At 73.2% G+C, this 24,789-nt stretch carries 23 protein-coding genes and 1 tRNA gene; 11 read left to right on the forward strand and 13 right to left on the reverse strand.

Features of this window, described 5'->3' with window-relative positions; translation table 11 throughout:
• Positions 1–8 precede the first annotated feature (8 nt).
• On the forward strand, positions 9–800 hold the full coding sequence (locus H030_RS0124920; RefSeq protein ID WP_027008140.1) for an inositol monophosphatase family protein: 792 nt from the start codon (positions 9–11) through the stop codon (positions 798–800).
• Here the strand turns inward: H030_RS0124920 and H030_RS37860 are convergent.
• Entirely contained in the window at positions 797–1,315 is a 519-nt protein-coding gene (locus H030_RS37860) for a hypothetical protein (RefSeq protein WP_051223673.1), read from the reverse strand. The genes H030_RS0124920 and H030_RS37860 overlap by 4 nt on opposite strands.
• Before the next feature lie 100 nt (positions 1,316–1,415).
• Here H030_RS37860 and H030_RS37865 point away from each other — a divergent pair, with 100 nt between their 5' ends.
• Entirely contained in the window at positions 1,416–3,410 is a 1,995-nt protein-coding gene (locus tag H030_RS37865; RefSeq protein ID WP_196809268.1) for a class I SAM-dependent methyltransferase, read from the forward strand.
• A gap of 56 nt (positions 3,411–3,466) precedes the next feature.
• Here H030_RS37865 and H030_RS0124935 read toward each other — a convergent pair.
• The 3 genes from H030_RS0124935 to H030_RS0124945 form a co-directional block, all read right to left on the reverse strand.
• Positions 3,467–3,540 (reverse strand) — tRNA-Met (locus H030_RS0124935).
• A gap of 14 nt (positions 3,541–3,554) precedes the next feature.
• Positions 3,555–4,898: a hypothetical protein gene (locus H030_RS0124940; RefSeq protein ID WP_027008141.1), complete on the reverse strand. Its 1,344-nt coding sequence runs from the start codon at positions 4,896–4,898 to the stop codon at positions 3,555–3,557.
• Positions 4,899–4,936: 38 nt separating this feature from the next.
• Positions 4,937–5,137, reverse strand: a complete 201-nt coding sequence (locus tag H030_RS0124945) for a hypothetical protein (RefSeq protein WP_027008142.1) — start codon at positions 5,135–5,137, stop codon at positions 4,937–4,939.
• 23 nt (positions 5,138–5,160) lie between these two features.
• Here H030_RS0124945 and H030_RS0124950 point away from each other — a divergent pair, with 23 nt between their 5' ends.
• Together H030_RS0124950 and H030_RS35005 are read left to right on the forward strand one after the other, a co-directional pair.
• Positions 5,161–6,492, forward strand: coding sequence for a UTP--glucose-1-phosphate uridylyltransferase (locus H030_RS0124950; protein ID WP_027008143.1), 1,332 nt, complete (start codon positions 5,161–5,163; stop codon positions 6,490–6,492).
• The gene (locus tag H030_RS35005) at positions 6,489–7,520 is read left to right on the forward strand and encodes a galactokinase (RefSeq protein ID WP_051223677.1); all 1,032 of its coding nucleotides are present in this window, start codon (positions 6,489–6,491) and stop codon (positions 7,518–7,520) included. The genes H030_RS0124950 and H030_RS35005 overlap by 4 nt, the downstream gene beginning before the upstream one ends.
• On the opposite strand, the gene H030_RS35010 is transcribed toward H030_RS35005, so the two are convergent.
• Both H030_RS35010 and H030_RS0124965 read right to left on the reverse strand, forming a co-directional pair.
• Positions 7,517–7,843: a hypothetical protein gene (locus H030_RS35010; protein WP_051223678.1), complete on the reverse strand. Its 327-nt coding sequence runs from the start codon at positions 7,841–7,843 to the stop codon at positions 7,517–7,519. The genes H030_RS35005 and H030_RS35010 overlap by 4 nt on opposite strands.
• Positions 7,844–7,856: 13 nt before the next feature.
• On the reverse strand, positions 7,857–9,524 hold the full coding sequence (locus tag H030_RS0124965; RefSeq protein WP_027008144.1) for a sodium:solute symporter family protein: 1,668 nt from the start codon (positions 9,522–9,524) through the stop codon (positions 7,857–7,859).
• 193 nt (positions 9,525–9,717) lie between these two features.
• On the opposite strand from H030_RS0124965, the gene H030_RS0124970 reads away from it, so the two are divergent.
• From H030_RS0124970 to H030_RS0124980, 3 genes are read left to right on the forward strand one after another with little or no spacing between them, the layout of a single operon-like run.
• On the forward strand, positions 9,718–11,778 hold the full coding sequence (locus H030_RS0124970) for a S53 family peptidase (RefSeq protein WP_051223680.1): 2,061 nt from the start codon (positions 9,718–9,720) through the stop codon (positions 11,776–11,778).
• A 19-nt stretch (positions 11,779–11,797) separates the two neighbouring features.
• Positions 11,798–13,051, forward strand: coding sequence for a M20 family metallo-hydrolase (locus H030_RS0124975; RefSeq protein WP_051223682.1), 1,254 nt, complete (start codon positions 11,798–11,800; stop codon positions 13,049–13,051).
• A complete protein-coding gene (locus H030_RS0124980; RefSeq protein WP_027008147.1) occupies positions 13,042–13,758 on the forward strand; it encodes an SDR family NAD(P)-dependent oxidoreductase in 717 nt (238 codons plus the stop codon). Before H030_RS0124975 ends, H030_RS0124980 begins: the two co-directional genes overlap by 10 nt.
• A 24-nt stretch (positions 13,759–13,782) precedes the next feature.
• Here H030_RS0124980 and H030_RS0124985 read toward each other — a convergent pair whose 3' ends face one another.
• The 7 genes from H030_RS0124985 to H030_RS0125015 form a co-directional block, all read right to left on the reverse strand.
• The gene (locus H030_RS0124985; RefSeq protein ID WP_027008148.1) at positions 13,783–14,043 is read right to left on the reverse strand and encodes a DUF2630 family protein; all 261 of its coding nucleotides are present in this window, start codon (positions 14,041–14,043) and stop codon (positions 13,783–13,785) included.
• 11 nt (positions 14,044–14,054) lie between these two features.
• Positions 14,055–15,323 carry a hypothetical protein gene (locus H030_RS0124990; RefSeq protein WP_027008149.1) on the reverse strand — a complete coding sequence of 423 codons (1,269 nt, stop codon included), beginning with the start codon at positions 15,321–15,323 and terminating at the stop codon, positions 14,055–14,057.
• An 80-nt stretch (positions 15,324–15,403) separates the two neighbouring features.
• The gene (gene allE, locus H030_RS35015) at positions 15,404–16,144 is read right to left on the reverse strand and encodes a (S)-ureidoglycine aminohydrolase (RefSeq protein WP_051223686.1); all 741 of its coding nucleotides are present in this window, start codon (positions 16,142–16,144) and stop codon (positions 15,404–15,406) included.
• A complete protein-coding gene (locus H030_RS0125000; protein WP_081691148.1) occupies positions 16,141–18,555 on the reverse strand; it encodes a molybdopterin cofactor-binding domain-containing protein in 2,415 nt (804 codons plus the stop codon). The genes allE and H030_RS0125000 overlap by 4 nt, the downstream gene beginning before the upstream one ends.
• Positions 18,552–19,919 carry an 8-oxoguanine deaminase gene (locus H030_RS0125005; RefSeq protein ID WP_027008151.1) on the reverse strand — a complete coding sequence of 456 codons (1,368 nt, stop codon included), beginning with the start codon at positions 19,917–19,919 and terminating at the stop codon, positions 18,552–18,554. Before H030_RS0125005 ends, H030_RS0125000 begins: the two co-directional genes overlap by 4 nt.
• Positions 19,916–20,395, reverse strand: a complete 480-nt coding sequence (locus H030_RS0125010) for a (2Fe-2S)-binding protein (RefSeq protein ID WP_027008152.1) — start codon at positions 20,393–20,395, stop codon at positions 19,916–19,918. The genes H030_RS0125005 and H030_RS0125010 overlap by 4 nt, the downstream gene beginning before the upstream one ends.
• Positions 20,392–21,417, reverse strand: a complete 1,026-nt coding sequence (locus tag H030_RS0125015; protein WP_331270985.1) for an FAD binding domain-containing protein — start codon at positions 21,415–21,417, stop codon at positions 20,392–20,394. The genes H030_RS0125010 and H030_RS0125015 overlap by 4 nt, the downstream gene beginning before the upstream one ends.
• Here H030_RS0125015 and uraD point away from each other — a divergent pair.
• The 4 genes from uraD to H030_RS0125035 are packed head-to-tail and all read left to right on the forward strand — an operon-like array spanning position 21,328 to position 24,777.
• Positions 21,328–21,909: a 2-oxo-4-hydroxy-4-carboxy-5-ureidoimidazoline decarboxylase gene (gene uraD, locus H030_RS0125020; protein ID WP_081691150.1), complete on the forward strand. Its 582-nt coding sequence runs from the start codon at positions 21,328–21,330 to the stop codon at positions 21,907–21,909. The two genes, H030_RS0125015 and uraD, sit on opposite strands and share 90 nt — an antisense overlap.
• Entirely contained in the window at positions 21,906–22,727 is an 822-nt protein-coding gene (locus H030_RS35020) for a hypothetical protein (protein WP_051223689.1), read from the forward strand. The genes uraD and H030_RS35020 overlap by 4 nt, the downstream gene beginning before the upstream one ends.
• Positions 22,724–23,500, forward strand: a complete 777-nt coding sequence (locus H030_RS0125030; protein ID WP_027008155.1) for a creatininase family protein — start codon at positions 22,724–22,726, stop codon at positions 23,498–23,500. The genes H030_RS35020 and H030_RS0125030 overlap by 4 nt, the downstream gene beginning before the upstream one ends.
• A complete protein-coding gene (locus H030_RS0125035) occupies positions 23,497–24,777 on the forward strand; it encodes an amidohydrolase family protein (RefSeq protein ID WP_027008156.1) in 1,281 nt (426 codons plus the stop codon). The genes H030_RS0125030 and H030_RS0125035 overlap by 4 nt, the downstream gene beginning before the upstream one ends.
• The last annotated feature ends 12 nt before the right edge of the window (positions 24,778–24,789 follow it).

Raw genomic sequence — 24,789 nt, forward strand, 5'->3', positions numbered from 1 at the left:
CGCGCAACATGATGATGTTGCGCGAGGAGACGCGGATCGCCGTCGGCGCGGTCCGGGAGGCGCTGGCCGCGGCCCATGCGGGTGCGGCGGGTGTGAGGGTCGAGGCCAAGGGCGCGTTGGACGTCGTGACCGATGTCGATGTGCGGGTGGAGGACGTCGTCCGGGGCGTGCTGCGGCGCGAGCTGGGCGCGGATGCCGCGGTGCTCGGCGAGGAGCGCGGTGGTGTGGACGTGCGCGACGGCGGGACGTTCTGGGTCGTCGACCCGATCTGCGGGACGCGCAACTTCGCGTCGGGGCTGCCGCTGTGGTGCGTGAACCTCGCGCTGGTGGAGGACGGCGCGGTGACCGCGGCGGTCGTCGGCGACCCGTCGCGCGGCGACGAGCTGGTCGTCGCGCAGCGCGGCGAGGGCGCGTGGGCGCTGGCGGGCACGGGCGACGCCGGCGTGCGGCTCTCCGTCTCACGCGCGAGCGAGACCGTGGCCTTCGAGGACTCCCACTCCGCCGGGCCGGAGCGCGAGCGCTGCGCGCGGTTCGTCGGCGCGCTGGTCCGGGCACACGCCTACGAGCTGCGCTCGCTGTCGACCTCGCTGACGCTCCCCTACCTCGCCGCGGGCCGCGTCGCGGCCTACGCGATGTTCTGGACCTCGGCGATCCACGCCGCCGCCGGCGCGTTCGTGGCGGCCGAGGCCGGCGCGGTCGTCACCGACCTCGACGGCGCCCCGTACGGGATCGAGTCATCGTCCTTGCTCGCCGCCGCCGACGCGGCGCTGCACGCCGAGCTGCTGGCGCTGGCGGCCTAGCCGCGGTTGCCGGCGCGGATCGCGCTGTTCGCGGCCTTCACGAACCCCGTCTTCCCGCCGAGCGCCTTGGCCTGGATCTCGTAGCGGACGCCCTTCTGGATCCACGCGATCGACGCGGGCGCGCACGAGGCGCCGCAGTGGATCGGCTCGTAGTGGCCCCTCATCCCGAGCGCGAGCCTCACGTTGTTCGACTTGTACCCCAACTTGGCACCGCGCCGGCCCGTGAACTCCGCCAGGAAGCACGCGCTCGCGCCGCCGCAGCCGCGTGTGGCCGACAGCGTCAGGTCGTAGCGGCCCTTCACGCCGGGCCTCGCGCCGACCGCCTCGCCGACGATCATCCTGCCCGCGCCGTAGTCCAGGTTGATGGTCGACGGCAGCAGGACCGGCACGTCGATCGTGCCCGCGTCCGGGATCTCCGGCCCGAGCAGCCTGACGACGTCAACCGTCCGGGCGGCCGCGGTGGCGGCGAGCGCGAGGGTCAGCAGGACGGCGAGGGCGACGGTGCGGCGCAGCATCGGGCGAGCCTACCGGCGCCCGCCAGGTCGTCTACCTGACAGTCCCCTGAACGGGGGATCAACCCGTGTGGCGCAGCCGCCGACGTCAAAGGGAGTGAAGTTGTCGGCGTTCGTCCCCTCCCACGCGCCGGGCGTCAGCGTGCCCGCGGCGTCCGCACCCCCTGTCGGCTACCAGGACGGTGCCGAGCAGGCGATCCTGCAGGTCGTCCGGGAGGCCGGCGATCGCAGCGTCGGCTCGCCCGAGCTGAGCGCGCACGCCGACGACTGGGGCACGCTCTACCACCTGTCGCCGTACCGCTCGACGATCCTGGACTGCCTCGGCTTCGGCGCCGCGGGCGACGCGTCGGTGCTGGAGCTCGGCGCCGGCTGCGGCGCCGTCACGCGGTGGCTGGGCGAGCACTTCGGGCATGTTGATGCTGTTGAAGGCTCGCTGGAGCGCGCGGAGGTCGCGGCGGCACGGTCTGTCGACCTCGACGGCGTTTCCGTGTTCTCCACCAACTACTCGACGCTCGACGAGCGCGACGCCTATGACATGGCGACGCTGATCGGCGTCCTGGAGTACTCGCACCTCTACCACCCGGACACGCAGGAGCCGCGTGCTGCTGCCTTCGAGAACCTGCGCGTCGCGCATCGCGCGCTGCGGGATGAGGGCGTCCTGGTCGTGGCGATCGAGAACCGGATGGGGTTGAAGTACCTCAGCGGCGCGCGCGAGGACCACTCCGAGCGGCCGTTCGACTCGATCAACGGCTACCCGTCTGAGGATCACGCGGTGACCTGGAGCGCTCGGGAGCTCGAGGCGATGCTCGGCGACGCGGGCTTCGGCGATGTCGATGTCCTCGTCCCGTTCCCGGACTACAAGCTGGCGACGACGATCGTCGATCCGGCCCGCGTGCGCGACGAGCACCACGTGCACAACTGGCTGCAGGGCACGGCGCCGGACTGGGGCCGCCCACGCCGGTCGCCCGCGTTCAGCGAGACGCTGGCCGCCCGCGAGCTGGTCACCGCGGGGTTGTTGAAGGACTTGGCGAACTCGTTCCTGGTGCTGGCCTACAAGGGCGACCGGGACAGCGTTCGCGCGCGCCTCGGGATCGAGCATGACTGGGCTGCCCGGCGCTACGCGCTGGAGGGCCGGCCGGTGGTGCGCAAGCGGATGACGCTGCCGGCCTCCGGCGACCTTGTTGTCGTCGAACCCGTCTTCGGCGCGGCGAGCGAGCGCGAAGGGGCCGAGATCGACCTCGGCCCGTTCTCCCACGCGCTGCGCGACACGCCGGCCGTGGCCGCCGACCTGGCGACGATCGACGTCCTGCGCAGCCTCAAGGCCGACAACAACTCGACCGCGCCGTTCCTGGCCCACGTCCGCGAGCACGCCGCGTGGCTGGAGTCCACCCACGGCACCGGCTACACCGACGCCGACGGCGTCGCCCTGATCGACGGCACCGCGCTCGACGACACCTGGCTCAACCTCACCACCGCCGGTCAGGTCGTCGCCTCCGAATGGCGCTTCCGCGGGACGCTGCCGCTGGACTACCTCGCCTGGCGCAACGTCAAGCAGTTCCTGGACCACTTCACCGAAGACCTCCCCACCACCTGGCGCCGCGACGACACCGCCACCCTCGCCTGGTCCCTCATCACCACCGCCGGCATCGCCTCCACCGACCGCCTCGACCTCGCCCGCCACATCGAAGCAGCGTTCGCCTCCGCCGCCGGCCTCGGCCCCCTCATCGAGCCGGACGCACGGCTCCTGGCGCTCACCGACGACGCGAACCGCCTGCTCATCCTGGCCGACGCGGAGGAGATCATCGCGACACCCTCACTCCTCAGCGACTACGCCGCCGCGATCTCACCCGGCGACCCGCTGACCCTGGTCCTGGACCCAACCAACGCCCACCCGGACCTCCTCCCCCGCCTCCAGCACGCCATCACCGCCGCGGGCCTCGACGAGGCCACGATGCCCGACACCCTCGTCGCCGAGCCGGCCACGCTGCCCACGGCAACGGCGCTGCTGACGGCAACGACCTGGGGCCCGTCCGACCTCCCCCGCTTCTCCGGCGCCCAACTCGCCGCCCTCTCCAAGCTGGCCCGCGACGCCGCCTGACGCGGCGGCCGACCTCAGAACGCGAAAGGCCCGCAGATGCGGGCCTTTCGTACCGATAGCTGGGGGGGGACTCGAACCCCCGACCTCACGATTATGAGTCGTGCGCTCTAACCAGCTGAGCTACCCAGCCAAGGGGCGCGGATTCTAGCGGCCGGTGGTGGTGAGCACATGTTCGGTGGTTGGTGTGCGGGGTTGGAGGGGGTCGGGGCGGGTCAGGATGAGGGTGGTGTTGCCGGCCGCGTCGAGGGTTGCGAGGGTCAGCGGCTTGGCGAAGTAGGAGGTCGGGAGGGCGGTGCCGGTGGCGACGGTCGTCGGGCCGTAGATCTTGTAGCGGTTGGCCCGGGCGGTCTGGAAGGTGGTGGTCTTGCGGTCGCTGCAGGTCCAGCCGAAGGCGGCCCGGCCGGCGGACGCCGCGACCGACGGCGTCGTGCAGTCGAGCGGCGTGTCCTCGGGCACGAGGTCGCGGGGGCGGCCGAACGACAGCGACCCCTCCCCCGCCACCGCGAACCGGATCCCGGCCGTGAACCTCGGGCCGCCGAAGCTCTCCGGGCTCCACACGACCGTGGTGCGACCGCTGTCGTCGGCGGCGACCGCGAGCTCCTGCACGAACCTCTGCTCCGCGTGCGTGAACCGCTCCAGCACCTGGAACCTCCGCCCCGCGAACGTCCCGTCGGCCGGCCGCCGGACCGCGTACAGCACGGTCCCGTCATCCACCGTCTCGCGCGCGACCACCGTCGCCGTCGCCCCCGGCCCGGCCGCCACGTGGGCGAGCGACCAGAACCCGCGCGGCGTCAGCGCCCTGGCCCTGCCGATCGTCCCGCCGACGGCATCGACGTCGGCCGACCAGATCCGCCGGTCCCGGACCCACGCGACGATCCCGCGCCCGTCCGGCCCGATCGCCACCGCCGGCGCACCCGCGTGCGGCACGTCGTCGACGACGACCGCCTGCCCGAACGCCGACCTCGGCCCGCGCACCGCGACCGTCACCGCGCCCTGCATGCTCAGGTGCGACGCGCGCGTCCCCGAGTTGTAGGCCAACACCGCGTCGCCGCGCGCGTCGACCGCGACCGCCGGATGCCGGACCCCGTCCGCGTCGTCGTCGGACACCGTCAGCGGATCCGACCACAGCCCGACGCCCGGATCGCGGACCATCGCCACGATCGACTGATACCGCCGCGGCCTGTCGTTGCGCCACGCCACCACGGCCGCGCCCGCGCCCGCCGCCGCCACGACCGGCCCCTTCGTGCTCCCCCTCAGCCGCACGCCCGCGCCCCACGGCGCCGCTGGCCCCGGCCGCTCCAGCAGCCTCGTTCCGCCGCCGCCGGTCACGACCAGCACGCTGTTGCCCGCCGCGTCGGTCGCGCTCGCGGTCCCGAGCAGCGGGGCGCCGTGCACCAGCTCCACCGGCGGCGGGAACCCGGCGGCCCGCGCCGACGCCGCGGGCACGACCACCAACAACAGCGCGAGCAGGACGGTGGGACGTCGCATCACACTCCCAACGCTCGCAGACCCGCCGGGGTGACGCCCTAGCCGTGCGGGTTCTTGCCGCGGTAGCGGTCGTCGGCCTGACCGACCGCGAGGAAGAACGCCGCCAGCAGCCCGACCGCGCCGATCCCGGCGACGGTGATCCCGACGACGTCGATCCACACCGCCGTCCCGATCGCGCAGATGATGCACCCGACGACGACGAGGCCGAACGACGAGAGCGCGAGGTTACGGGGGCTCATGTGCGGACAGTACCGTCCGGACGATGGACGACGACGCGCTTGCCGCCGCTCTCGCCAAGCTGGAGCAGGACGGCGCCGGGCCCGAGATCCGCGCCGCGTTCGAGCGGCGCTTCGCCCAGCTGCAGGATCCGCAGGCCGGGCTGCTGCACGGCGACGACCTCGAACCCCTCGCTGACGCCGACGTCCCGCACCTCGACGACCTCGACGCCGGCGACCCGCAGGCGATCCTCGACCGCGTCGTCGTCATCAAGCTCAACGGCGGCCTCGGCACCTCGATGGGCCTCACCGGCCCGAAGGCGCTGATCGAGGTCAAGCCCGGCCGCACGTTCCTCGACGTCATCGCCCACCAGGTCGAGCACGCCGGCCTCCCGCTCGTCCTCATGGACTCGTTCTCGACCCGGGACGCGACCCGCGCCGCGCTCCCCGGCGTCCGCGACTTCCTGCAGTCGCGCGAGCCCAAGCTCGACGCGCAGACGCACGCGCCCATCACCTGGACCAAGGACCTCAACCTGGAGTGGTGCCCGCCCGGCCACGGCGACGTGTACGTGTCGCTCGCCGCCTCCGGGACCCTGCAGGCGCTCCTGGACGAAGGCCGCGACTGGGCCTTCATCTCCAACAGCGACAACTTGGGCGCGACCGTCGACCCGCGCATCCCCGCCTACGCCGCCGCGCACGACATCCCCTTCGTCATGGAGACCGTCCGCGGCACCGCCGCCGACCGCAAGGGCGGCCACGTCGCCCGCCGCCGCGACGACGGCCGCCTCACGCTGCGCGAGACCGCCCAGGCCCCACCCGGCGACCCGTCGTTCACCGACTTCGAGCGCTGGCGCTTCTACAACACCAACAACCTCTGGGTCGACCTCAACCACCTCCACCGACTCCTCCAACACGACCCCGCCGGCCCCCACCTCCCGCTGATCGTCAACCGCAAGACCGTCGACCCGCGCGACCCGCGCTCGCCCCAAGTCCTCCAACTCGAGACCGCGATGGGCGCCGCGCTCGGCGCGATCGACGGCGCCCAGGCCGTCCTCGTACCCCGCACCCGCTTCGCGCCCGTCAAGACGACCGACGACCTGCTCGTCGTCCGCTCCGACGCCTACACCATCGACGACGCCGGCCTCGTCAAGCCGACGTTCGAAGGCGACGGTCCACCCGTCGTCGCCCTCGACCCCAAGTTCTACAAGTCGCTGCCCGACATGGAGCAGCGCTTCCCCCACGGCGCGCCGTCGCTGCGCGAGGCCACCGCCCTCACCGTCGAGGGCGACGTCACCTTCGGCGCGGACGTCACCGTCATCGGCGCCGTCACCGTCCGGGAAGGCGACCCGGTCGGCGACCACGCGATACTCCGCGGATGACCGTCTCGGCGTTCGGCCCCGGCCGCGTCAACCTCATCGGCGAGCACACCGACTACAACGGCGGGCTCGCGCTCCCGTTCGCCATTGCCGAAGGCGTGACGGTCACCGCGACCCCGCTCGACGGCACCGACATCGTCGCGATCGCCCACGACGCGGGCGGCGAGGAGGACCGCTTCGCGCTCGCCGCACCCCCGCGCGACGGCGAGGGCTGGCGCGCGTTCGTCCGCGGCATGGTCGCCGAGCTCACGACCGCCGGCCACGACCTCAGGCCCGTCCGGCTGGAGATCCGCGGCACGATCGCCCAGGGCTCGGGCCTCTCCTCGTCCGCCGCGCTCGAGGTCGCGCTCGCGCTGGCGCTGCTCGGCACCGACCCGCCCGCCGCCGACCGCCCGGCCCTCGCCCGCCTCTGCTCGCGCGTCGAGAACGACTGGGTCGGCGCCCGCACCGGCCTCCTGGATCAGACCGCCAGCCTGCTCGGCGAGCCCGGCACCGCGCTGCGGATCGACTTCCAGACGATGGAGGTCACCCCGATCGCGCTCGACCTCCAGGGCTGGCAGCTGGTCACCGTCGACTCCGGCCAGTCGCACTCGCTCTCGGCCGCCGACGGCTACAACGAGCGCCGCGCCGAGTGCGCCGAGGCCTGCAGGGTCCTGGACATCGAGACGGTCTCTCAAGCCGGGCTCCGCGAGGCCCAAGACCTACAGGAACCCCTGCGCCGCCGCGTCCTGCACGTCCTCGACGAGAACGCTCGCGTCGACGCCACCGTCCAGGCGCTGGAGCGCCACGAGATCCGGGACGTCGGCCGCCTGCTCGACGCCTCGCACGCGTCGCTGCGCGACCTCTACGACTCCTCGACACCGCAGGTGGAGCAGACCGTCCAGCGCCTGAAGGACCAAGGCGCCGCCGGTGCCCGCATGGTCGGCGGCGGCTTCGGCGGCCACGTGCTCGCGCTGTTCCCACCCGGCACGCCCCTCCCGGACGACGCGCACACGGTCGAGCCCGGCCCGGGCGCGCACCTCAAGGACTAGGAGTCGGCGGACTCCGCGCGCCTCTGCGCGGCCGCCTTCTTGGCCTCTTCCTCCTGCAGCTGCTTGCCCAGCGGACGCGCCAGCGCCCAGACCAGGAACAGGCCGCCGATCACGAGCATCCCGAGCCCCGCGATCAAGTTGATGTGGACGCCCGCCGCCTTCGCGATCTCCTTCTGGGAGTCGCCCAGCCCGACGATCGTCAGCACGACGCCGTAGAGCAGGAACAGCCCCGCGATGATCCGCCGCAGGTCGAACAGGTTCGCGGCCTGTGCCTCGCGCGAGCCGGTCTCCTCGGGCGCCTGCTTGTCGTTCTGATCACTCATCGCTCGCAGCCTCCTACCAGAACACGATCGTCAGGATGAGGCCCAGGCCGATCGCCCCGAACCCGAGCAGCTTCGGCGACTCCCACCAGCGGTCGTGGGCCACCGCGAGCGACGCGTCCTCCTTGTTGGCCATGCCCCAGACCAACCCCTGCAGCTCGCTCACCGGTTTGGGCACGGTGACCAGCGTGACCGCGACGGTCACGACCGCGTCGAGCACGAACGCCGAGCCCGCGCCCCAGAACGACTCGTTGAGGTCGGTCCCGAAGTCGAACCAGCCCGCCCACTTGTACCCCACGTAGGCGACCAGCGCGGCGATCGTCCCCGTGATCAGCCCCCACAGGCCGGCCGTCGGCGTCATCCGCTTCCAGAACATGCCGATGATGAACGTCGCGAACAGCGGCGCGTTGAAGATCGAGAACAGCGCCTGCAGGTAGTTCTGCAGGTTCTGGTACGACGACGCGATCAGCGCGGTCCCGATCGCCACGACGATCCCGCCGACCGTCACGTAGCGGCCGATCCTGATGTAGAACGCGTCGTCGCGGTTCTTGGCGATGTAGGGCTCGACGATGTCGGTCGTCACCACCGTGTTGAACGCCGACACGTTGGCCGCCACCCCCGCCATGAACGACGCCATCAGGCCGGTCAGCGCGATCCCGAGCATGCCGTTGGGCAGGTACTCGTTCATCAGCAGCGGGATCGCGTTGTTGTAGGCGTAGTCGGAGTTCGAGCCGCCCAGCCCCTGGATCTTCCAGACCGCGATCATGCCCGGCAGGACCACGACCGCCGGGATCAGCAGCTTCGGGTAGGCGCCGATCAGCGGCGTCCGCTGACCCGCCGAGAGGTCGCGGGCGCTCAACGCTCGCTGAACCTCCGCGAAGTTCGTCGTCCAGTAGCCGAACGACAGCACGAAGCCGAGGCCGAAGACGATCCCGATCCACGTCGCCCCGATCGGGTTGGTGACGTGCCCCGGATCCGTCCCCTGCAGCGCGTGCAGCCCGGCCTCGCCCAGCTTGGAGTCGCGGATGTGGTTCTTCAGCCCGCTCCAGCCGCCCGCGTCGTGCAGGCCGACGATCGTCAGCGGGATCAGCGCCGCCAGGATCACGAAGAACTGCAGGACCTCGTTGTAGATCGCCGAGGACAGGCCGCCGAGCGTGATGTAGATCAACACGATCACCGCGGCGACCAGGATCCCGGTGATGATCGCCCAGCCGAGCAGCAGCTTCAGGACCAGCGCCAGCGCGAACAGGTTCACGCCCGCGATCAACACGGTGGCCAACGCGAACGAGTAGGAGTTGAAGAGGTGCGAGCGCTTGTCGAAGCGCATCAGCAGGTACTCCGGCACCGACCGCACCCGCGAGCCGTAGTAGAACGGCATCATCACCAGGCCGAGGAAGACCATGGCCGGGACGGCGCCGATCCAGTAGTAGTTGACCGTCGCGACGCCGTACTGCGCGCCGTTGGCGCCCTGGCCCAGGATCTCCGTCGCGCCCAGGTTCGCGGACACGAACGCCAGGCCCGTGATCCACGCGGGCAGCGACCGGCCGGACAGGAAGTAGTCCAGCGACGTCTTGATGTAGCGCTTGGCCGCGAACCCGATGCCGAGCACGACGACGAAGTAGACGCCGAGGATCGCGAAGTCCAGCGCGTTCGTGTCCAGGCGCACGTCGGAGGCGGCGAGCATGTCGCGGATCATGGCGCGTCATTGCCCGGACAGGGCCTCGACCAATCGTAGATCGCGTCAGGACAGATCGGCCGATCGCGATCGTGCGATCGCCCGATCCGGAACGGCGCTGCGCCACAACGCCGGAACGGCAACCGCTGAGCGGACCACACCCGGTTCCATTTTCAGGCAGCCTGGGTATCGAGCGCTCGCCATGATGCACCGATCGATCCGGCGAGCCCTGCTCGCCTCCACCACGGCGGTGGCCGCGCTGACTCCAGCGATCGCCGCCGTACCCGCTCAGGCGGCCCAGCCCGGCCGCGCGACCCTCGACGGCAGCACCCCCGCGTGGGCGCAGCCCGCACGCGATCAGGGCGCCGCTGACGCCTCGCAACCCACCGAGATCAAGGTCTACCTCCCGCTCCGCGACGAGGCGACCGCGATCCAGATGGTCCGCGACGTGTCCGACCCCAAGAGTGCCAACTACGGCAAGTACCTCTCGCCGGACGACTTCCGCTCCCGCTTCGCCCCGACGACCGCCGACGTCCAGGCCGTCTCGCAGTTCCTGACCGACAGCGGCCTGCAGGTCGGCAGCGTCCCGTCCAACAACCACTCGATCACCGCGACCGGGACCCTGCAGCAGGTCGAGACCGCCTTCGGCGTCGACGTCCACAAGTACGCGTTCCGCGGCAAGATCCTCAACGCCCCGACCGGCGCGCTGAGCGTCCCGGCCGCCCTGGCCGGCAAGGTCCTCGCCGTCTCCGGCGTCGACCAGTCCGGCGCGCTGACGAAGCCCGCCAACGCCGGCTCGCGCGCCGCCGACTCCGCCTACAAGACGGCCGCGCCCGACGCGCCCGCCGCCGCCGCGCCGAAGCCCGCCGCGTCGCTGAAGGCCAAGTCGACGACCGGCGCCCCGCCGCCGGACGCGTTCGTCAACGCCCCGCCGTGCTCGGTCTACTTCGGCGAGAAGATCGCCACCGACCTGCCCAAGGCCTACGGGACCTACCAGCCCTACGCGCCGTGCGGCTACACGCCCGCGCAGTTCCAGGGCGCCTACGGGACGACGCAGGCGATCCAGCACCAGCTCGACGGCCGCGGGATCACCGTGGCGATCACCGACGCGTACGCCGCGCCGACGATCGAGGCCGACGCCAACCAGTACGCGCAGGCCCACGGGCAGACGCCGTTCGCCAAGGGCCAGTTCAAGCAGGTGCTCCCGAAGAAGGGCTACCGCTACGGCTACGACGACGCCACCAACGGCGACCTCTGCGGCGAGCAGGGCTGGTACGGCGAGGAGACGCTCGACGTCGAGGCCGTGCACGCGATGGCGCCGGGCGCCAACGTGGTCTACGTCGCCGGCCGCTCGTGCGACGACGCCGACCTCGACGGCGCCATCAACAAGGTCGTCAACAGGAAGCTGGCCACGGTCGTGACCAACTCCTGGGGGTCGATCGGCGAGGACGAGCCCGCCGACTACCTGAGGGCCTACGAGCAGACGTTCATCCAGGCCGACCTCGAGGGCATCGGCCTGTTCTTCTCGTCCGGCGACGACGGCGACGACTCGACGGTGACCGACGACGGCGCGCCCGCCGCGGACTTCCCGTCCACAGACCCGTTCGTGACCGCCGTCGGCGGCACCGCGCTGCAGGTCGGCAAGACCAACAACTACCTCGGCGAGGTCGGTTGGGCGTCGGGCACCTCCTCGCTCGGCCCCAAGGGCAGGGCTTGGCAGCCGCCGGCCCCCGGTGACTGGCTGTACGGCGCGGGCGGCGGCGTGAGCTCGCTGTTCGACCAGCCCTACTACCAGCAGGGCGTGGTCCCGGCGTCGATCGCCAACGGCCACCGCGCCACGCCGGACATCGCGATGGACGCGGACCCGCAGACGGGCATGCTCGTCGGCGAGACGCAGACGTTCCCGGACGGCACCGCGAAGTACAGCGAGTACCGCATCGGCGGCACGTCGCTGGCCTCGCCGCTGTACGCGGGCATCGAGGCGATCTCCGACCAGGTCTACGGCCGCTCGCACGGGTTCGCGAACCCGGCGATCTACGCGCTGTACGGCAGCAACGCGCTGCGGGACATCGTCCCGCCGAAGAAGCCCAGCGCGGTTGTGCGGGTCAACTACAACAACAGCGTCGACGCGACGGACGGGACCACCCCGGTCCTGCGGTCGCTCGACGACGAGGCCCAGTCGATCCACACCGCCCCCGGGTGGGACACGATCACGGGTGTCGGCACGCCGAACGGCCTGGCGTACCTGACGAACCTCGGATGAGCCGGTAGGTTGCCGGGGCGTGAGCGACGCTTCACGCCCCGGCACCGGCCCCGGCCGCCTGCACGCCAACATCGCGGCGCTGGCGGAGCTGAACGACGACCCCGCCGCGGGCGGGATCACGCGCGAGGTCTACACGCCGACCTACGGGCGCGCGGTGGAGCTCGTCTCGGAGTGGATGCGCGAGGCGGGCCTCCATGTCGGCCTCGACGAGGTGGGCAACCTGTACGGGTCGTGGGCGGGCTCGGACCGCGGCGCCTCGTACGTCATGACGGGGTCGCACATCGACACGACGCTGAACGCCGGCGCCTACGACGGCGTGCTCGGCGTGCTGGGCGCGATCGAGGCGGTGCACGCGTTGCGCGCCCGCGGCTTCACGCCGCGCCGCACGCTGCAGGTCGTCGCCTGGGCGGGTGAGGAGCCGCGCTTCGGGACCGGCTGCGTCGGGTCGCGCTGCGTGGTGGGCGACCTGTCACGTGCGGACCTGGACCGGCTCGTGGACCGCGACGGCGTGACGATGGCGGCCGCGCTGAGCGAGGCGGGCTTCGACCCCGACGAGGTGCGCGACGCGGTGATCAACCCGTCCGGCGTCCACGCGCTGGTCGAGCTGCACATCGAGCAGGCGATCGTCCTGGAGACGCACGGCGAGCCGATCGGCGTCGTCGAGGCGATCGCCGCGCCGCACGACTTCCGGCTGGTCTTCGAGGGTGCCGCGACGCACGCGGGCGCGACGCCGATGAGCCTGCGGCGCGACGCGCTGGTCGGCGCGGCCGAGGCGGTCGTGGCGGTCGAGCGCGCAGCGCGCGCGTCGTCGTCGGGCACAACGGTCGGGACGGTCGGCGTCGTGCGCGCGCTGCCGGGCGCGATCAACGTGGTCCCGGGGGTCGCGGCGCTCGACGTGGACGTCCGCGACTCCGACGCGGCCGCGCGCGAGGAGGTCGTCGCCCGGATCGTCGAGGAGTCTCGCGCGATCGCCGAGGCGCGCGGGCTGACGCTGCGCGTCGAGGAGATCGTGATCGACACGCCGGTGACCTGCTCGCCCGACGTCGTGGCCGCGAGCGTCGCCGCCTGCGAGGAGTTGCAGTACAACTACCGGCGCATGATCTCCGGCGCCTACCACGACGCGATGATCCTCGGCCGCAAGGTCCCGGTCGGCATGATCTTCGTGCCCTCCCGCGGCGGGGTCTCGCACCATCCCGACGAGTACACCGCGCCCGAGGAGCTCGACCGCGGGGTCGACGTCCTCGCCGGAACGCTGGAGCGCCTGTGTCGCTGAACGGGCGCGTCGCGCTGGTGACGGGCGGCAGCGGCGGGATCGGCGCGGCGCTGTGCCGCGCGCTGGGCGCCGAGGGCGCGCGGGTGGCGGTCGGCTACCACGACCGGACCGAGCTGGCCGAGTCGATCGCGCAGGAGGTCGGCGGCGTCGCCGTGCCCGCCGACCTGATCGTGCCGCGCGGGCCGGAGCTGCTGCTCGAGCAGGTCCGGGAGTCGCTCGGCGAGGTCGACATCCTGGTGGCCAACCACGGCGTCGCGCACCGCGCGTCGTTCGACGAGGTCGACGCCGGCGCGTGGGACGAGACGCTCGCGGTCAACCTGCGCGCGCCGTTCCTGCTCGCCCAGCAGGTGATCCCGCACATGAAGGCCCAGGGCTGGGGCCGGATCTTGTTCATGTCCTCGGTCGCCGCGTTCACCGGCGGGATCGTCGGCCCGCACTACGCGGCGTCGAAGGCCGGCCTGATCGGCCTGACCCACCACCTCGCCTCACGCGTCGCCGAGGCCGGGATCACCGTCAACGCGCTGGCGCCCGCGCTGATCGAGCACACCGACATGCTGCCCGGCGACCCCGGCTACCTCGCGAGGGCGATCCCGGTCGGCCGGCTCGGGCAGCCTGAGGAGATCGCCGACATGGCCACCGCGATGATCCGCAACGCCTACATGACGTCCAAGGTGGTGTCCTTGGACGGCGGCATGCACCCGCGCTAGGCGGGTGCGGGCACGCCGGCGGTCCTAGCCGAGGTAACCCTCGACGGTGCCCTCGCCGCGCAGCTGCTCGTCGTCCGGGTTCTTGCCGGCGCGGCGGGCGGCCTCACGGCGGCGCAGCAGGTCCCAGAGCTGGTCGAGCTCGACCTTGATCTGCGCCAGGCGGTTGGCGTCGCGCTGAATGACGTCGTCGTGCCCGGTCTCGGCCGCAGCACCCTCCTCGGCCCGGAGCTTCTTCTCCTCGCCCTCCAGCGCCTCGATGCGGTTGCGGATCTGATCGTCGTCCATGACCAGCGAGCCTAGCGCCGCGTGCACCGGTAGACGATCACCTTCGGCCTGCGCGTGACGGTCCTCAGCCCGGCGCGGCGCCGGAGCGTGACCTTCAAGGGGTACTGGCCCACGGGCCGGCCCCTGACGTTGACGGTGATCACGATCTGCGTCCTGGTCAGCCTGACGCTCTGCCTGACCCTGCTGAGCGTCGCCACGACCGACCGGACGCGCTTGGGCCGCGCCAGCTTCAGCGTCGCCGTCGTCGGCGGGACGCAGACGCGCGGGGCCCGCGGCCCCGGCCTGACGTCGATCTTGCGGGTCAGGACCGACCTGTTCCCGGTCCCGTCGGTCGCGGTCACCGTGATGAAGTGCTCGCCGTAGACACCCGTCTCGAGGAAGTCGCCCGGGCGCAGCCCGGTCGTCACGCACGACGCCAGGCCGGACCCGCCGGTGTCGGCGCACGAGGCCGTGACGTGGACGACCTGGTTGAGCGTGTAGATCGGCACACCGGCCGGCAGGTCGAGCGAGGCGGTCGGCGCGACGAGGTCGCCGGGCTCGAAGACGAACTGGAACGGCGTGACCGTCGGCAGGGCCGCGGCGGCGTTCCAGCGCGTGGCCCAGGCCTCGCCGGCCGTGGTGACCCACGCCGTGCCGGGCCGGTAGCGCGCACCGTTGATCGTCAGGTCCGGCGCGATGTCGCCGAGGTCGCGGGTGGCGCTGTAGAGCTGCACGGGATGGCCGCCGGCGTCGATGACCGTCCCGGGCTCGGCGGTGATGTCGCCGGTGCCGATCCGCGGAGACGGCGGCGCGTCGTCGTCGGCGACCAGCACTGTGGTGCCGCCCGTCGTGATCGTGGAGTCGAGGTCGATCCCGTCGTCGGCGAGGATCGTCAGCGGCCCGCCGACGCTGCTGGACGTCAGCGCCATCGGGTCGACCACATGGACCGCCACCGGCGCGCTCGACGTCGTGTGCAGGCTCAGGACGCCGACGCTGTTGTCGCCCTGCAGCGTGACCGGCCCGCCCGCCCTGACGTCGATGCCGTCCCCGGCGGCCAGGTCGTCCCGGCCGCTCGTGTTGGGCGCCTGCGTGATCGCGCCGCCCGCATCGAGGGTGATCGCCGCGACCGAGTACAGGCCGTCGAGGTGAAGCGTTCCGTTGGTCCGGAACGTCATGTCGATGTCGGGCGCGTAGAAGCTCGCCTCGGTCACGATCGAGCCGACCGCGCCGGTCCCGTCACCGCTCTCGATCACCACGTCGCCGGCCCCCATCGCGGTCCCGACGTCCGTCGCGGAGAGCACCGCGTTGGGCGCCGTGGCCCGGAACGTCGTGACGCCGCCGGCACTTCAGGAAGCCACGCAAAGTGCGCGGCAGTTAGCGCCTAGAAGCCGTCGCGCCACACGTCCTTGTAGAGCAGGTACTCGGCCGGGCCGGCGGGGCTCGCGGTGAAGCCCTGGGGGCAGTAGGGCGCCATGTAGATGAAGTCCTCGGCCTGGACCTCGTGCTCGTCGGCGCCGAGGACGTAGGTGCCGGCGCCCTCGGTCATCCAGAGGCCGTGCTCCTCGTCGTGGACCTCGATCTTGTCGAGGCCGACGCCGGGGCCGAAGCGCAACAGCGACATGTTGAAGTCGAAGGCCGGGTCGCCGACGGGCAGCAGCTCGCGGCGGGTGAAGCCCTCGACGGCGGTCTCCGCGAACGACTCGTCGTCGCGGTGGCCGTGCAACGACCCGGGCGCGTCGAGGTCGCCGTGGGCCTCGTACCGGCGCTTGACGATCAGCAGCCGCGCGGGCGTGTCGTCCTCGGCCCTCAGCTCGTAGGGCGTCTCGCTCGGCAGGTAGGCGTAGCCGCCCGCGGCCAGCGCGGTCCTTCCGCTCCCGGCCATGAACAGCGTCACGGTCCCCTCCAACACGTAGAAGAACCGCTCGAAGCCCTCGCCGATGCGCTGCGTCGTCCCGCCACCGGGATCCAAGGACACCAGGTACTGCCCGATGCGCGACGGCGCCATCCGCGGCGTGACGAGCTTGACGACCGGCTGGTCGCCGAACTCCGGCAGCCGCGACGGGTAGTGGTTGGCGGGCGTGATGACGGTGTAGCCGAGGCCGAGGGCACCGCGGTCGGTCATTGCTGCTCCTCCTCCGGATCAAGGACGACAAGATGCTCGGGGTAGGCGGGCGCGTGCGTCACGGGGTTGCCGGTCGCCGCCCGCAGCGCGGCGAGGATCGCCGGCGTCGAGGTGATCGACGGCATCTCCCCCACGCCACGCAGCCCGTAGGGAGCGGCGGGGTCGCCGAGCTCCAAGATGATGGTGTCGACCGGCGCGGCATCGACGATCGTCGGCATGCGGTAGGCGCCGAACGAGCGCGTCCGGACCAACCCCTCGTCCAACAGCACCTCCTCGGACAGCGCGAGCCCGAGCCCCTGGATCGACCCGCCCTCCAGCTGCCCTTCCAAGGCCATGGGGTTGACGACGCGACCCACGTCCTGGGCGCAGGTCATCTCGACGACGCGCGCGAGACCGAGTTCCACATCCACGTCAACGACTGCCCGGTGCGCGACGAACGCGAAACCCGCGTGCGCGTCGCCCTGGCCGGTGACGGGATCGAGCGGGAACGTCGGCGCGTGGCGGTAGGTCTTGGTCGCCTCCAGCGGCGCGGCGCCGCCGTCGACCAACGCCACCATGTCGATGACGCGCTCCCCGTCGCGCCACACCGCGCCGTCGCGCAGCGTGAGCATCCCGTCGCCGCCGACGCGCTCCAGCGCCAGCGTCCGGACCGCCTCGCAGGCCGCATGGACCGCGCCGCCGACCATCCACGTCAGCCGCGACGCCGACGCGCTGCCCGCCGAGTCGATCGTCGTGTCGGCCGCCAGGATCACCACGTCCTCGACGCCCAGCTCGGTGCGCGCGATCTGCTCCTGGACGCCGACGACGCCCTGGCCGACCTCGGCCGCCGCGGTGTGGACCTCCACGACCGGCCGCCCGTCGCGCGCGGTCAGGCGCACGCGCGCGGTCGCGGGGTCGTCGAAGCCCTCGCTGAAGGCGATGTTCTTGAAGCCCGCGGCGTAGCCGACGCCGCGCCGGACCGCCTCGCCCTGCGACGCGCCGAACTGCGAGCCGGGCAGCTCGCGGGGATCGCGTGCCACCCCGGCGACCGCCGGGTCCTCCGGCAGCGGGTGGTCCTTCAACGCCTCCAACAACGCGACCGTCGCGATCGGGCCCCGGACCGCCTGGCCGGTCGGGATCGCGCCGCCGTCGCGCATCGCGTTGCGGACCCGCACCTCGATCGGGTCCAGGCCCAGCGCGGCGGCGAGCTTGTCCATCTGCGCCTCGTAGCCGACCGCGACCTGCACCGCGCCGAACCCGCGCATCGCCCCGCACGGCGGGTTGTTGGTGTACACGACGGTCCCGAGCAGGTCGACGTCCGGGCAGTCGTAGGGCCCGAGCGCCAAGGTGGTGGCGTTCGCGATCACCGCGGTCGAGGTCGACGCGTACGCGCCGCCGTCGAGCATCAGCCGCGCCCGGACCGCCGTGAGCTTCCCGGTGTGCGCATCCGCCCGGTGCTCGTACTCCATCAGCGCCGGGTGGCGGTGCACGTGGCCGCCCGCGAACGACTCCTCGCGCAGGTAGGACATCTTGACCGGCCGCCCGGTGCGCAGCGCGAGCATGCACGCGTGCACCTGGATCGACAGGTCCTCCCGCGCCCCGAACGCGCCGCCGACGCCTGCGAGCAGCACCTTCACCTGCTCGTGCGGCAGCCCGAGCGCGTCCGCGACCTGGTCGCGATCGACATGAAGCCATTGTGTTGCCACGTGCAGCTCGACGCCGCCGCCCGCGGTCGGGATCGCCAGCCCGGACTCCGGCCCGAGGAAGCCCTGGTCCTGGATGCCGACCTCATAGGTGCCGGTCACGCTGACCTGCCCGTCCGGGACCGCCTCCGGGATCGGCGCGCCCTGCACGATCGGGACGCGCCGCAGCACGTTGCCCTCCGGGTGCACGACCGGCGCGTCGTCGCTGATCGCCTGCGCGAACGACGTGACCGGCGTGACCGCCTTGTACTCCACGCAGACCAGCCCGGCCGCCCGGCGCGCGGTCTGCGGGTCGGCGGCGGCGACGATCGCCACCGGCTCGCCGTGGTGGCGGACGCGGTCGAAGGCCAGGACCGGCTGGTCGGGCCGGACGGTCCCGATCAGCCTCTGCCCCGGGACGTCGTCGGCGGTCAGGACCGCCTCGACGCCCGGCAGCGCGAGCGCCGCGCGCGCGTCGATCCCGCGGATCAGCGCCGCCGCGTGCGGCGAGCGCACGGTCGCGCCGAAGAGCATGTTGTCGGCCTTGAGGTCCGAGGAGTACAGGAACTCCCCGGCGACCTTCGCGGGCCCGTCGGTCCGCGTCAGCCGCGCGCCGAGCTGCCCGGCGCGATGCGCGCGCTCGGTCGCCTCGTCGAGCACGACGTCACCCGGCGCGCCCGCGCCCGTGTGCGCGACACGCCGCGGGTGCTGCGCCGCCCAGGCGTCGCCCTGCTGCGGAGGCGGCGTCATCGCGGCGCGGCCTCCGCCATCCGGGCCGACTCGCGCCGCAGCTCGGCGGCGAGCGTCAGCGGGTCGGCGGTGCGCAGCTCGCCGTCCTCGACGACGACCTCGCCGCCGACGAGCAGCGTGTCGACCGGGCGCGTCGGGCCGAAGGCCAGGGCGAAGACCGGATCGGCGATCCCCGCGTAGCCCGGCTCGTCCAGGTCCCACAGCGCCACGTCGGCCAGCGCGCCGACGCTCAAGTGCCCCAACTCGTCCTCGCGGCCCAGGCAGCGCGCGCCGTGGCGGGTCGCCAGCTCCAGCGCGTCCCGGGCGGTCAGCGCCTGCGGCCCCGCGGCCGCGCGCCCCAGCACGAGCGCGGCGCGGATCTCGTCGACCAGCTCGCCGCACTCGTTGGACGCCGCGCCGTCGACCCCGAGGCCCACGGGAGCGCCCGCGCGCAGCAGCGCGGGCACCGGCGCGATCCCCGCGCCGAGGCGCCCGTTCGACGTCGGGCAGTGCGCGACACCGGTCCCGGTCGCGCCCATCCGCGCGCACTCGTCGGCGTTGAGGTGCACGCAGTGCGCGAGCCAGACGTCCTCGCCGAGCCAGCCCAGGTCGTCCATGTACTGCAGCGGCCGCACGCCGAAGCGCTCGAGGCAGAAGCGCTCCTCGTCGTCGGTCTCCGCGAGGTGCGTGTGCAGCCGGACGCCGCGGGCGCGCGCGAGATCGGCGGTCTCGCGCATCAGCTCGGGCGTCACGCTGAACGGCGACGTCGGCGCCAGCGCGATCCGCACGCGCGCGCCCGGCTCCGGGTCGTGGTGGCGGTCGATCGCCTCCGCGCACGCGGCGAGGATCGCGTCGCGGTCCTCGACGACGTCGTCGGGCGGCAGCCCGCCCTGCGACCTCCCGAGGTCCATCGCGCCGCGGCACGGGTGGAAGCGGACGCCGATCGCGCGCGCCGCGTCGATCTCGACCTGTAGGAGATCGCCCGCGTGCTTCGGGAAGATGTAGTGGTGGTCGGTCGTCGTCGTGCAGCCCGAACGCGCCAGCGACGCCAGCCCGGCGCGCGCCGCCGCGGCGACGACCGCGTCGTCGATGTGCTGCCAGACCGGGTAGAGCGCGACGAGCCACTCGAACAGCGTCGCCTCCTGCGCGTAGCCGCGCGTCGCCCACTGGTAGAGGTGGTGATGGCAGTTGACGAGGCCCGGCGTCGCGAGCTTGCCGGACGCGTCGATGACGCAGATCGCCTTGTTGGTGTGGTCGGGATCCGCCGCGCCCGGACCGACCGCGACCAACCTGGTGTCCTCGATCACCAAGTGCCCCGACTTGTACTCGCGGCGCTCGTCGTCGACCGTCGCGATCGCGCAGCCCTCGATGACGATCGTGCTCATCGCGCCTCCTCCCCCGCGGCCGCGGCCGCGGCGCGCCGCACCGCCTCGACGATCTTCGTGTAGCCCGTGCAGCGGCAGAGGTTGCCGTTCAGCCCCTCGCGGATGTCGGCGTCGCTGGGGTCCGGGTTGCGCGCGAGGAAGTCGCGGGCGGCGACGAGCAGGCCCGGCGTGCAGAACCCGCACTGGACCGCGCCGGCCTCCAGGAACGCCTCCTGCAGCGGGGCGAGCGACCCGTCGTCGTTGCTCGCCAGCGATCCCGCGGTCTCGACGCGCGCGCCGTCGGCCTGGGCCGCCAGGACCAGGCACGCGCACGCGATCTCGCCGTCGATCGCGACCGTGCACGATCCGCACTCGCCCTGCTCGCAGGCGTTCTTGGCGTTGGTGATGCCGAGGACATCGCGGAGCACGCGCAGCAGCGACTGCCCGGCCTGCGCGTCCGGGATGTCATAGGCCTTGCCATCGACCTGCAGCCTCACAGCGCGGCCACCGCCCGCGTGAGCGCGCGCCGCGCCAGGACGCTCGAGACGTGCAGGCGGTAGGCGCGGCTGCCGCGCGCGTCCGGGCTCGGGTCGGTCGCGCCCGCCACGAGCGCGCCGAAGCGGCGCGCGGCGTCCGGGTCGGCGAGCCGGTCCCATTCGTCCGCCAGGAACGCCTCCGCGCGCTCCGGCCGGATCGCCGTCGGCGCGACGCCCACCGCGCACGCGCTCCCGCCGCGCGCGGCCGGGTGCAGCGCGACCATCACGCCCGCGACCGCGCGCGCCATCGCGTTGCGCGCGCCCGCCTTCGCGTAGGCGACCGGGCCGTCGGCGACCGGGACGGTGATCGACACCACCAACTCGCCCGGTCCGAGCGCGCACGCACCCGGAGCGGTGACGAACGCATGCGCATCCACGCTGCGGACCGGCTCGCCCGCGCGCGCCACCTGGACCGTCGCGCCCGCCGCGCCGAGCGCCGCGAGCGCGTCGCCGGAGGGGTCGCCGAGCACGAGCGCGCCGACGAGCGTCGCACGGTTGCGGATCTGGCGCGAGGCGACGGTCCGGGCCGCCTGCGCGAGGCCGGGAAGTGTGGCGCCGTGGCGCTCCAGGACGTCGGTGTAGGTGGAGAGCGCGCCCAGGACGACGGTGTCTCCCTCCGGACGCGCGCCGCGCAGCTCCGCGCACGCCGACAGGTCGATCAGCGTGTCCGGGCGCAGCGCGCCGCGGTTGAGCTCGACCAGCACGCCGGTCCCGCCCGCCACCACCGTCGCGTCGCGATGCGCGGCGCGGGCGGCCAGGGCGTCGGCGAGGGTGCGGGGTCGGATGACGGTCAGGGAGCTGTCCTTGGCTGGAGCCCGGGCGGGCTGCGCCTGACCAGGGCGTCGAGGTGCCGAATCTACAGCACTTGTCACGGCCTGTAATGTCCGCGAGCGATGAGCTCCGACCCGCCCGCCCCGCGCGGCCGGGTCGCCGACCGGGGTCACCGGCGACTCGCCATCCACGACGCGGCCACGCTGGGCCACGACCAGTTCGTGGCGCGCTTCGGCGGGGTCTTCGAGGACTCGCCGTGGATCGCGGAGGCGGCGTGGCGGCGGGGCCCGTTCGCGTCCGTCGCCGACCTGCACGCCGAGATGGTCAGCGTCATGCTCGACGCCCCGCGCGAGGCGCGCGTCGCGCTGATCCAGGCGCACCCGGAGCTGGCCGGCAGGGCCGCGATCGCGGGCGAGATGACGCCCGAGTCGACGTCCGAGCAGGCCTCCGCGGGCCTGGACCGCCTGACGCCCCAGCAGCACGCCGACCTGCTCGCGCTGACCGCCGCGTACGCCGAGCGGTTCCGGTTCCCGTTCGTCGTCTGCGTGCGCGACCACGAGGGCGTCGACTCGATCATCGCCGCCGCCCGCGCGCGGCTGGACCAAGACGTAGATGTTGAAGAGGCCACCGCGCTCGCCGAGATCGCGAAGATCGCGGCGCTGCGGCTGGCCGACCTCGTGGAAGACGAAAGGACATCAGCTTGACCGGCGCCCACATCTCCTACGGCAAGCTCTCCGTCCCCGTGCACCTGGTGCGCGGGGAGCGCCTGCTGGCCGCCGACGTCTCGATGGAGGTGCTGGGCCAGGGCTTCCTGGCCGCCTACACCGAGGGCGACAACTCGGGCGTGGTGGCGACCGACACGATGAAGAACGTCATCCTGCGGCGCGCGCACGAGTACGAGGGCGAGACGCTCGAGGGCTTGTTGGTGGACTTGGGGCGCGGGTTCCTGAGCACGTACCCGGAGATGGAGGGGCTGCGGCTGTGGGCCGAGGAGCAGCCGTGGATCCCGGAGAGCGGCAAGGTGTTCCGGCGCGTGGACGGCGACCACGCGGTCGTGAGGGTCGAGCTGGCCCAGGGCGGCGGCGTCGTCGCCCACGACGCCGGCTGGGTCGGGCTGCGGCTGCTGAAGACCACCGGCAGCGCGTTCACGAAGTTCGCACGCGACGACGACACGACGCTGCCCGAGCGCGCCGACCGGCCGCTGCACATCCACCTCGACGTGCGCTGGAGGCACGAGGACCCGGAGGCCGCGGTCGCCGCCGGGCATGTCGCGCCGCGCGACGTCCTGGCCGTCGTGCTGGAGACGTTCGACACGTTCGTCAGCGAGTCGATCCAGCACCTCGTGCACGAGATGGGCCTGCGCGTGCTGAGCGCGTTCCCGGCGCTGACGCAGGTCTCGTTCCGGGGCGAGAACCACACCTACGACCCGGTGCCGGGCGCCGCCGAGGCCGACCCGTTGCGCAAGACCTACACCTCGCCGTTCCCGGCCTGGGGGCTCATCACGCTGGTGCTCGATCGATGAGCCGCGCGCTCATCGACCTCCGCGCGCCGGAGGTCGCGGCGCGGTTGACGCCGGCGTCGGTCCTGATCCAGCCGGTGGGCGCGGTCGAGCAGCACGGGCCGCACCTGCCGCTCTCCACCGACCTGGTGATCGCGAGCGCGCTGGCCGAGGCGGTGGTGGCGTCGCACGGCGACGCCTTGGATCTGTGGCTGCTGCCGCCGTTGGCCTACACCAAGTCCAACGAGCACGCCTGGGCGCCGGGGACGATCTGGCTGTCGCCGCAGACCATGTTGTCCGTGTTGGACGACCTCGGGCGCTCGCTCGCGACGCTCCCGGCGCGCAAGGTGGTGTTCTTGAACGGGCACGGCGGCAACAGCGCGCTGCTGGCGGTCGCCAACCGCGAGCTGCGGCTGGCCCACGGGCTGCTGACGTTCCTGATGCACCCGTCGCAGCCGCGCGACTCCGGCGGCGCGGCCGACGAGCACGACGACGAGCTGGGGATGGGCGTCCACGCGGGCCGGGACGAGACGTCGGTGATGCTGCACCTGGCGCCCGAGTTGGTGGACATGTCGCTCGCGGAGCGCTCGGTGCCGGAGGCGCTGGCGGGCGCGGAGCACGTGCGCTTCGGCGGCTCGACGGCGTTCGGCTGGTCGTCGGACGACCTCGCCGAGAACGGCGTCATCGGCGACCCGACGCTCGCCTCCGCCGAGCTCGGAGAACGCCTCTGGGCCGGCATGCTCACCACCGCTGCCGCGACGCTCGCCGAGGTCGCCGCCTTCGCCTTCCCGCGATGAGCGACCTGCTCGTCCGCGGCGCGGCGGTCGTCTGGACCGGCGAGCAGGTGTATGAGAACGCCGACGTGCTGTGCGTCGGCGGCGTGGTGGCTGCGGTCGGCCCGTCGCTCGCCGTCCCGGAGGGTGTCCCGGCGCTCGACGCGCGCGGCTGCGTCGTCATCCCGGGGTTGGTCAATGCGCACCACCACCTGCTGCAGACCGCGTTCCGGACGCTGCCCGGGACGCGCCACGTGCCGATGCGCGACTGGCTCGGCGTCATGAACGAGGCCTACAGGTCGGTCGGCGTCGACGCGGAGCTGTGCGGCCTGGCGGCGGCGGCCGGGCTGGCGGAGGCGCTCCTGTCGGGCGTGACGACGGTCGCCGACCACCACCTCACGTGGCCCGCGGGCGCCGACCACGCCGCGATGGCGCAGGCGACGGCCGGCGCCGCCGAGCGCGTCGGCGCGCGGCTCGTCTTCGTGCGCGGGACCGCGGGCGACGACGCCGACACGGCCGCGGCGTCGGCGGAGGAGCTGGCGGCACTGCTGCCCGCGGGCACGCTCGCGGTCGGGCCCGCGGGCGTGCACTCCGACGGGCCGGAGACGTTCGCGGCGCTGCGCGACGTCGCGCTGAAGCACGGCCTGCCGCGGCGCACGCAGGCCAACGAGCAGGTTGATGTTCTTGCCGCCGCCGAGCGCTACGGCCGCCGGCCCCTGGAGCTGCTGGAGGACTGGGGCTGGCTCGAGGCCGGTGTGACCGTCGCCCACCTCTGCGACATCACCGACGCCGAGCTCGCGGGCTTCGCCGCGTCCGGCGCGACCGCGACCCACGCCCCCGGCTGCGACCTGCCGATGGGCTGGGGCCTGGCCCGCGCGGGCGCGCTGCTGGATGCGGGCGTCGTCGTCGGGCTCGGCACCAGCGGCGGCGGGTCCAACGACGCCGGGCACCTGCTCGCCGACGCGCGCCTGGCGCTGCAGGCCTCGCCGCTCAGCGGGCGCGCGCTGACCGCGTTGGAGTGCCTGGCGATGGCGACACGCGGGTCCGCGGTCGGCCTCGGCCGTCCGGACCTCGGCGCGCTGGAGCCGGGCTGCGCGGCCGATCTCAATGTCTATGACATGACCTCGGTCTTCGACGTCGGCACCGCCGACCTCCTGTCCGCGCTCCTCTGGACGTCCCCCGGCCGCCGCCCCCGCGACGTCGCCGTCGCCGGCCGCCTCGTCGTCCAGGACTCAACGCTGCTGACCGCTGACGCGCCGTCGCTCGCCGCGGCGCTCCGCGCGCGCCTCGCCGCCGCATGACCGTCGCGCGCC

It is taken from the genome of Conexibacter woesei Iso977N, from assembly GCF_000424625.1.
GTDB classification, from domain to species: domain Bacteria; phylum Actinomycetota; class Thermoleophilia; order Solirubrobacterales; family Solirubrobacteraceae; genus Baekduia; species Baekduia woesei_A.

Bases quoted from the DNA above. Each gene is read 5' to 3' on its own strand.
- uraD (WP_081691150.1), top strand. From the start codon at position 21,328: ATGAGCTCCGACCCGCCCGCCCCGCGCGGCCGGGTCGCCGACCGGGGT.
- H030_RS0124950 (WP_027008143.1), top strand. From the start codon at position 5,161: ATGGACGACGACGCGCTTGCCGCCGCTCTCGCCAAGCTGGAGCAGGAC.
- H030_RS0124985 (WP_027008148.1), bottom strand. From the start codon at position 14,043: ATGGACGACGATCAGATCCGCAACCGCATCGAGGCGCTGGAGGGCGAG.
- H030_RS0124940 (WP_027008141.1), bottom strand. From the start codon at position 4,898: ATGCGACGTCCCACCGTCCTGCTCGCGCTGTTGTTGGTGGTCGTGCCC.
- H030_RS0125030 (WP_027008155.1), top strand. From the start codon at position 22,724: ATGAGCCGCGCGCTCATCGACCTCCGCGCGCCGGAGGTCGCGGCGCGG.
- H030_RS0125000 (WP_081691148.1), bottom strand. From the start codon at position 18,555: ATGACGCCGCCTCCGCAGCAGGGCGACGCCTGGGCGGCGCAGCACCCG.
- allE (WP_051223686.1), bottom strand. From the start codon at position 16,144: ATGACCGACCGCGGTGCCCTCGGCCTCGGCTACACCGTCATCACGCCC.
- H030_RS35005 (WP_051223677.1), top strand. From the start codon at position 6,489: ATGACCGTCTCGGCGTTCGGCCCCGGCCGCGTCAACCTCATCGGCGAG.
- H030_RS35010 (WP_051223678.1), bottom strand. From the start codon at position 7,843: ATGAGTGATCAGAACGACAAGCAGGCGCCCGAGGAGACCGGCTCGCGC.
- H030_RS0124945 (WP_027008142.1), bottom strand. From the start codon at position 5,137: ATGAGCCCCCGTAACCTCGCGCTCTCGTCGTTCGGCCTCGTCGTCGTC.
- H030_RS0124920 (WP_027008140.1), top strand. From the start codon at position 9: ATGATGATGTTGCGCGAGGAGACGCGGATCGCCGTCGGCGCGGTCCGG.
- H030_RS37860 (WP_051223673.1), bottom strand. From the start codon at position 1,315: ATGCTGCGCCGCACCGTCGCCCTCGCCGTCCTGCTGACCCTCGCGCTC.
- H030_RS0124970 (WP_051223680.1), top strand. From the start codon at position 9,718: ATGATGCACCGATCGATCCGGCGAGCCCTGCTCGCCTCCACCACGGCG.
- H030_RS0124965 (WP_027008144.1), bottom strand. From the start codon at position 9,524: ATGCTCGCCGCCTCCGACGTGCGCCTGGACACGAACGCGCTGGACTTC.
- H030_RS0125005 (WP_027008151.1), bottom strand. From the start codon at position 19,919: ATGAGCACGATCGTCATCGAGGGCTGCGCGATCGCGACGGTCGACGAC.
- H030_RS0125035 (WP_027008156.1), top strand. From the start codon at position 23,497: ATGAGCGACCTGCTCGTCCGCGGCGCGGCGGTCGTCTGGACCGGCGAG.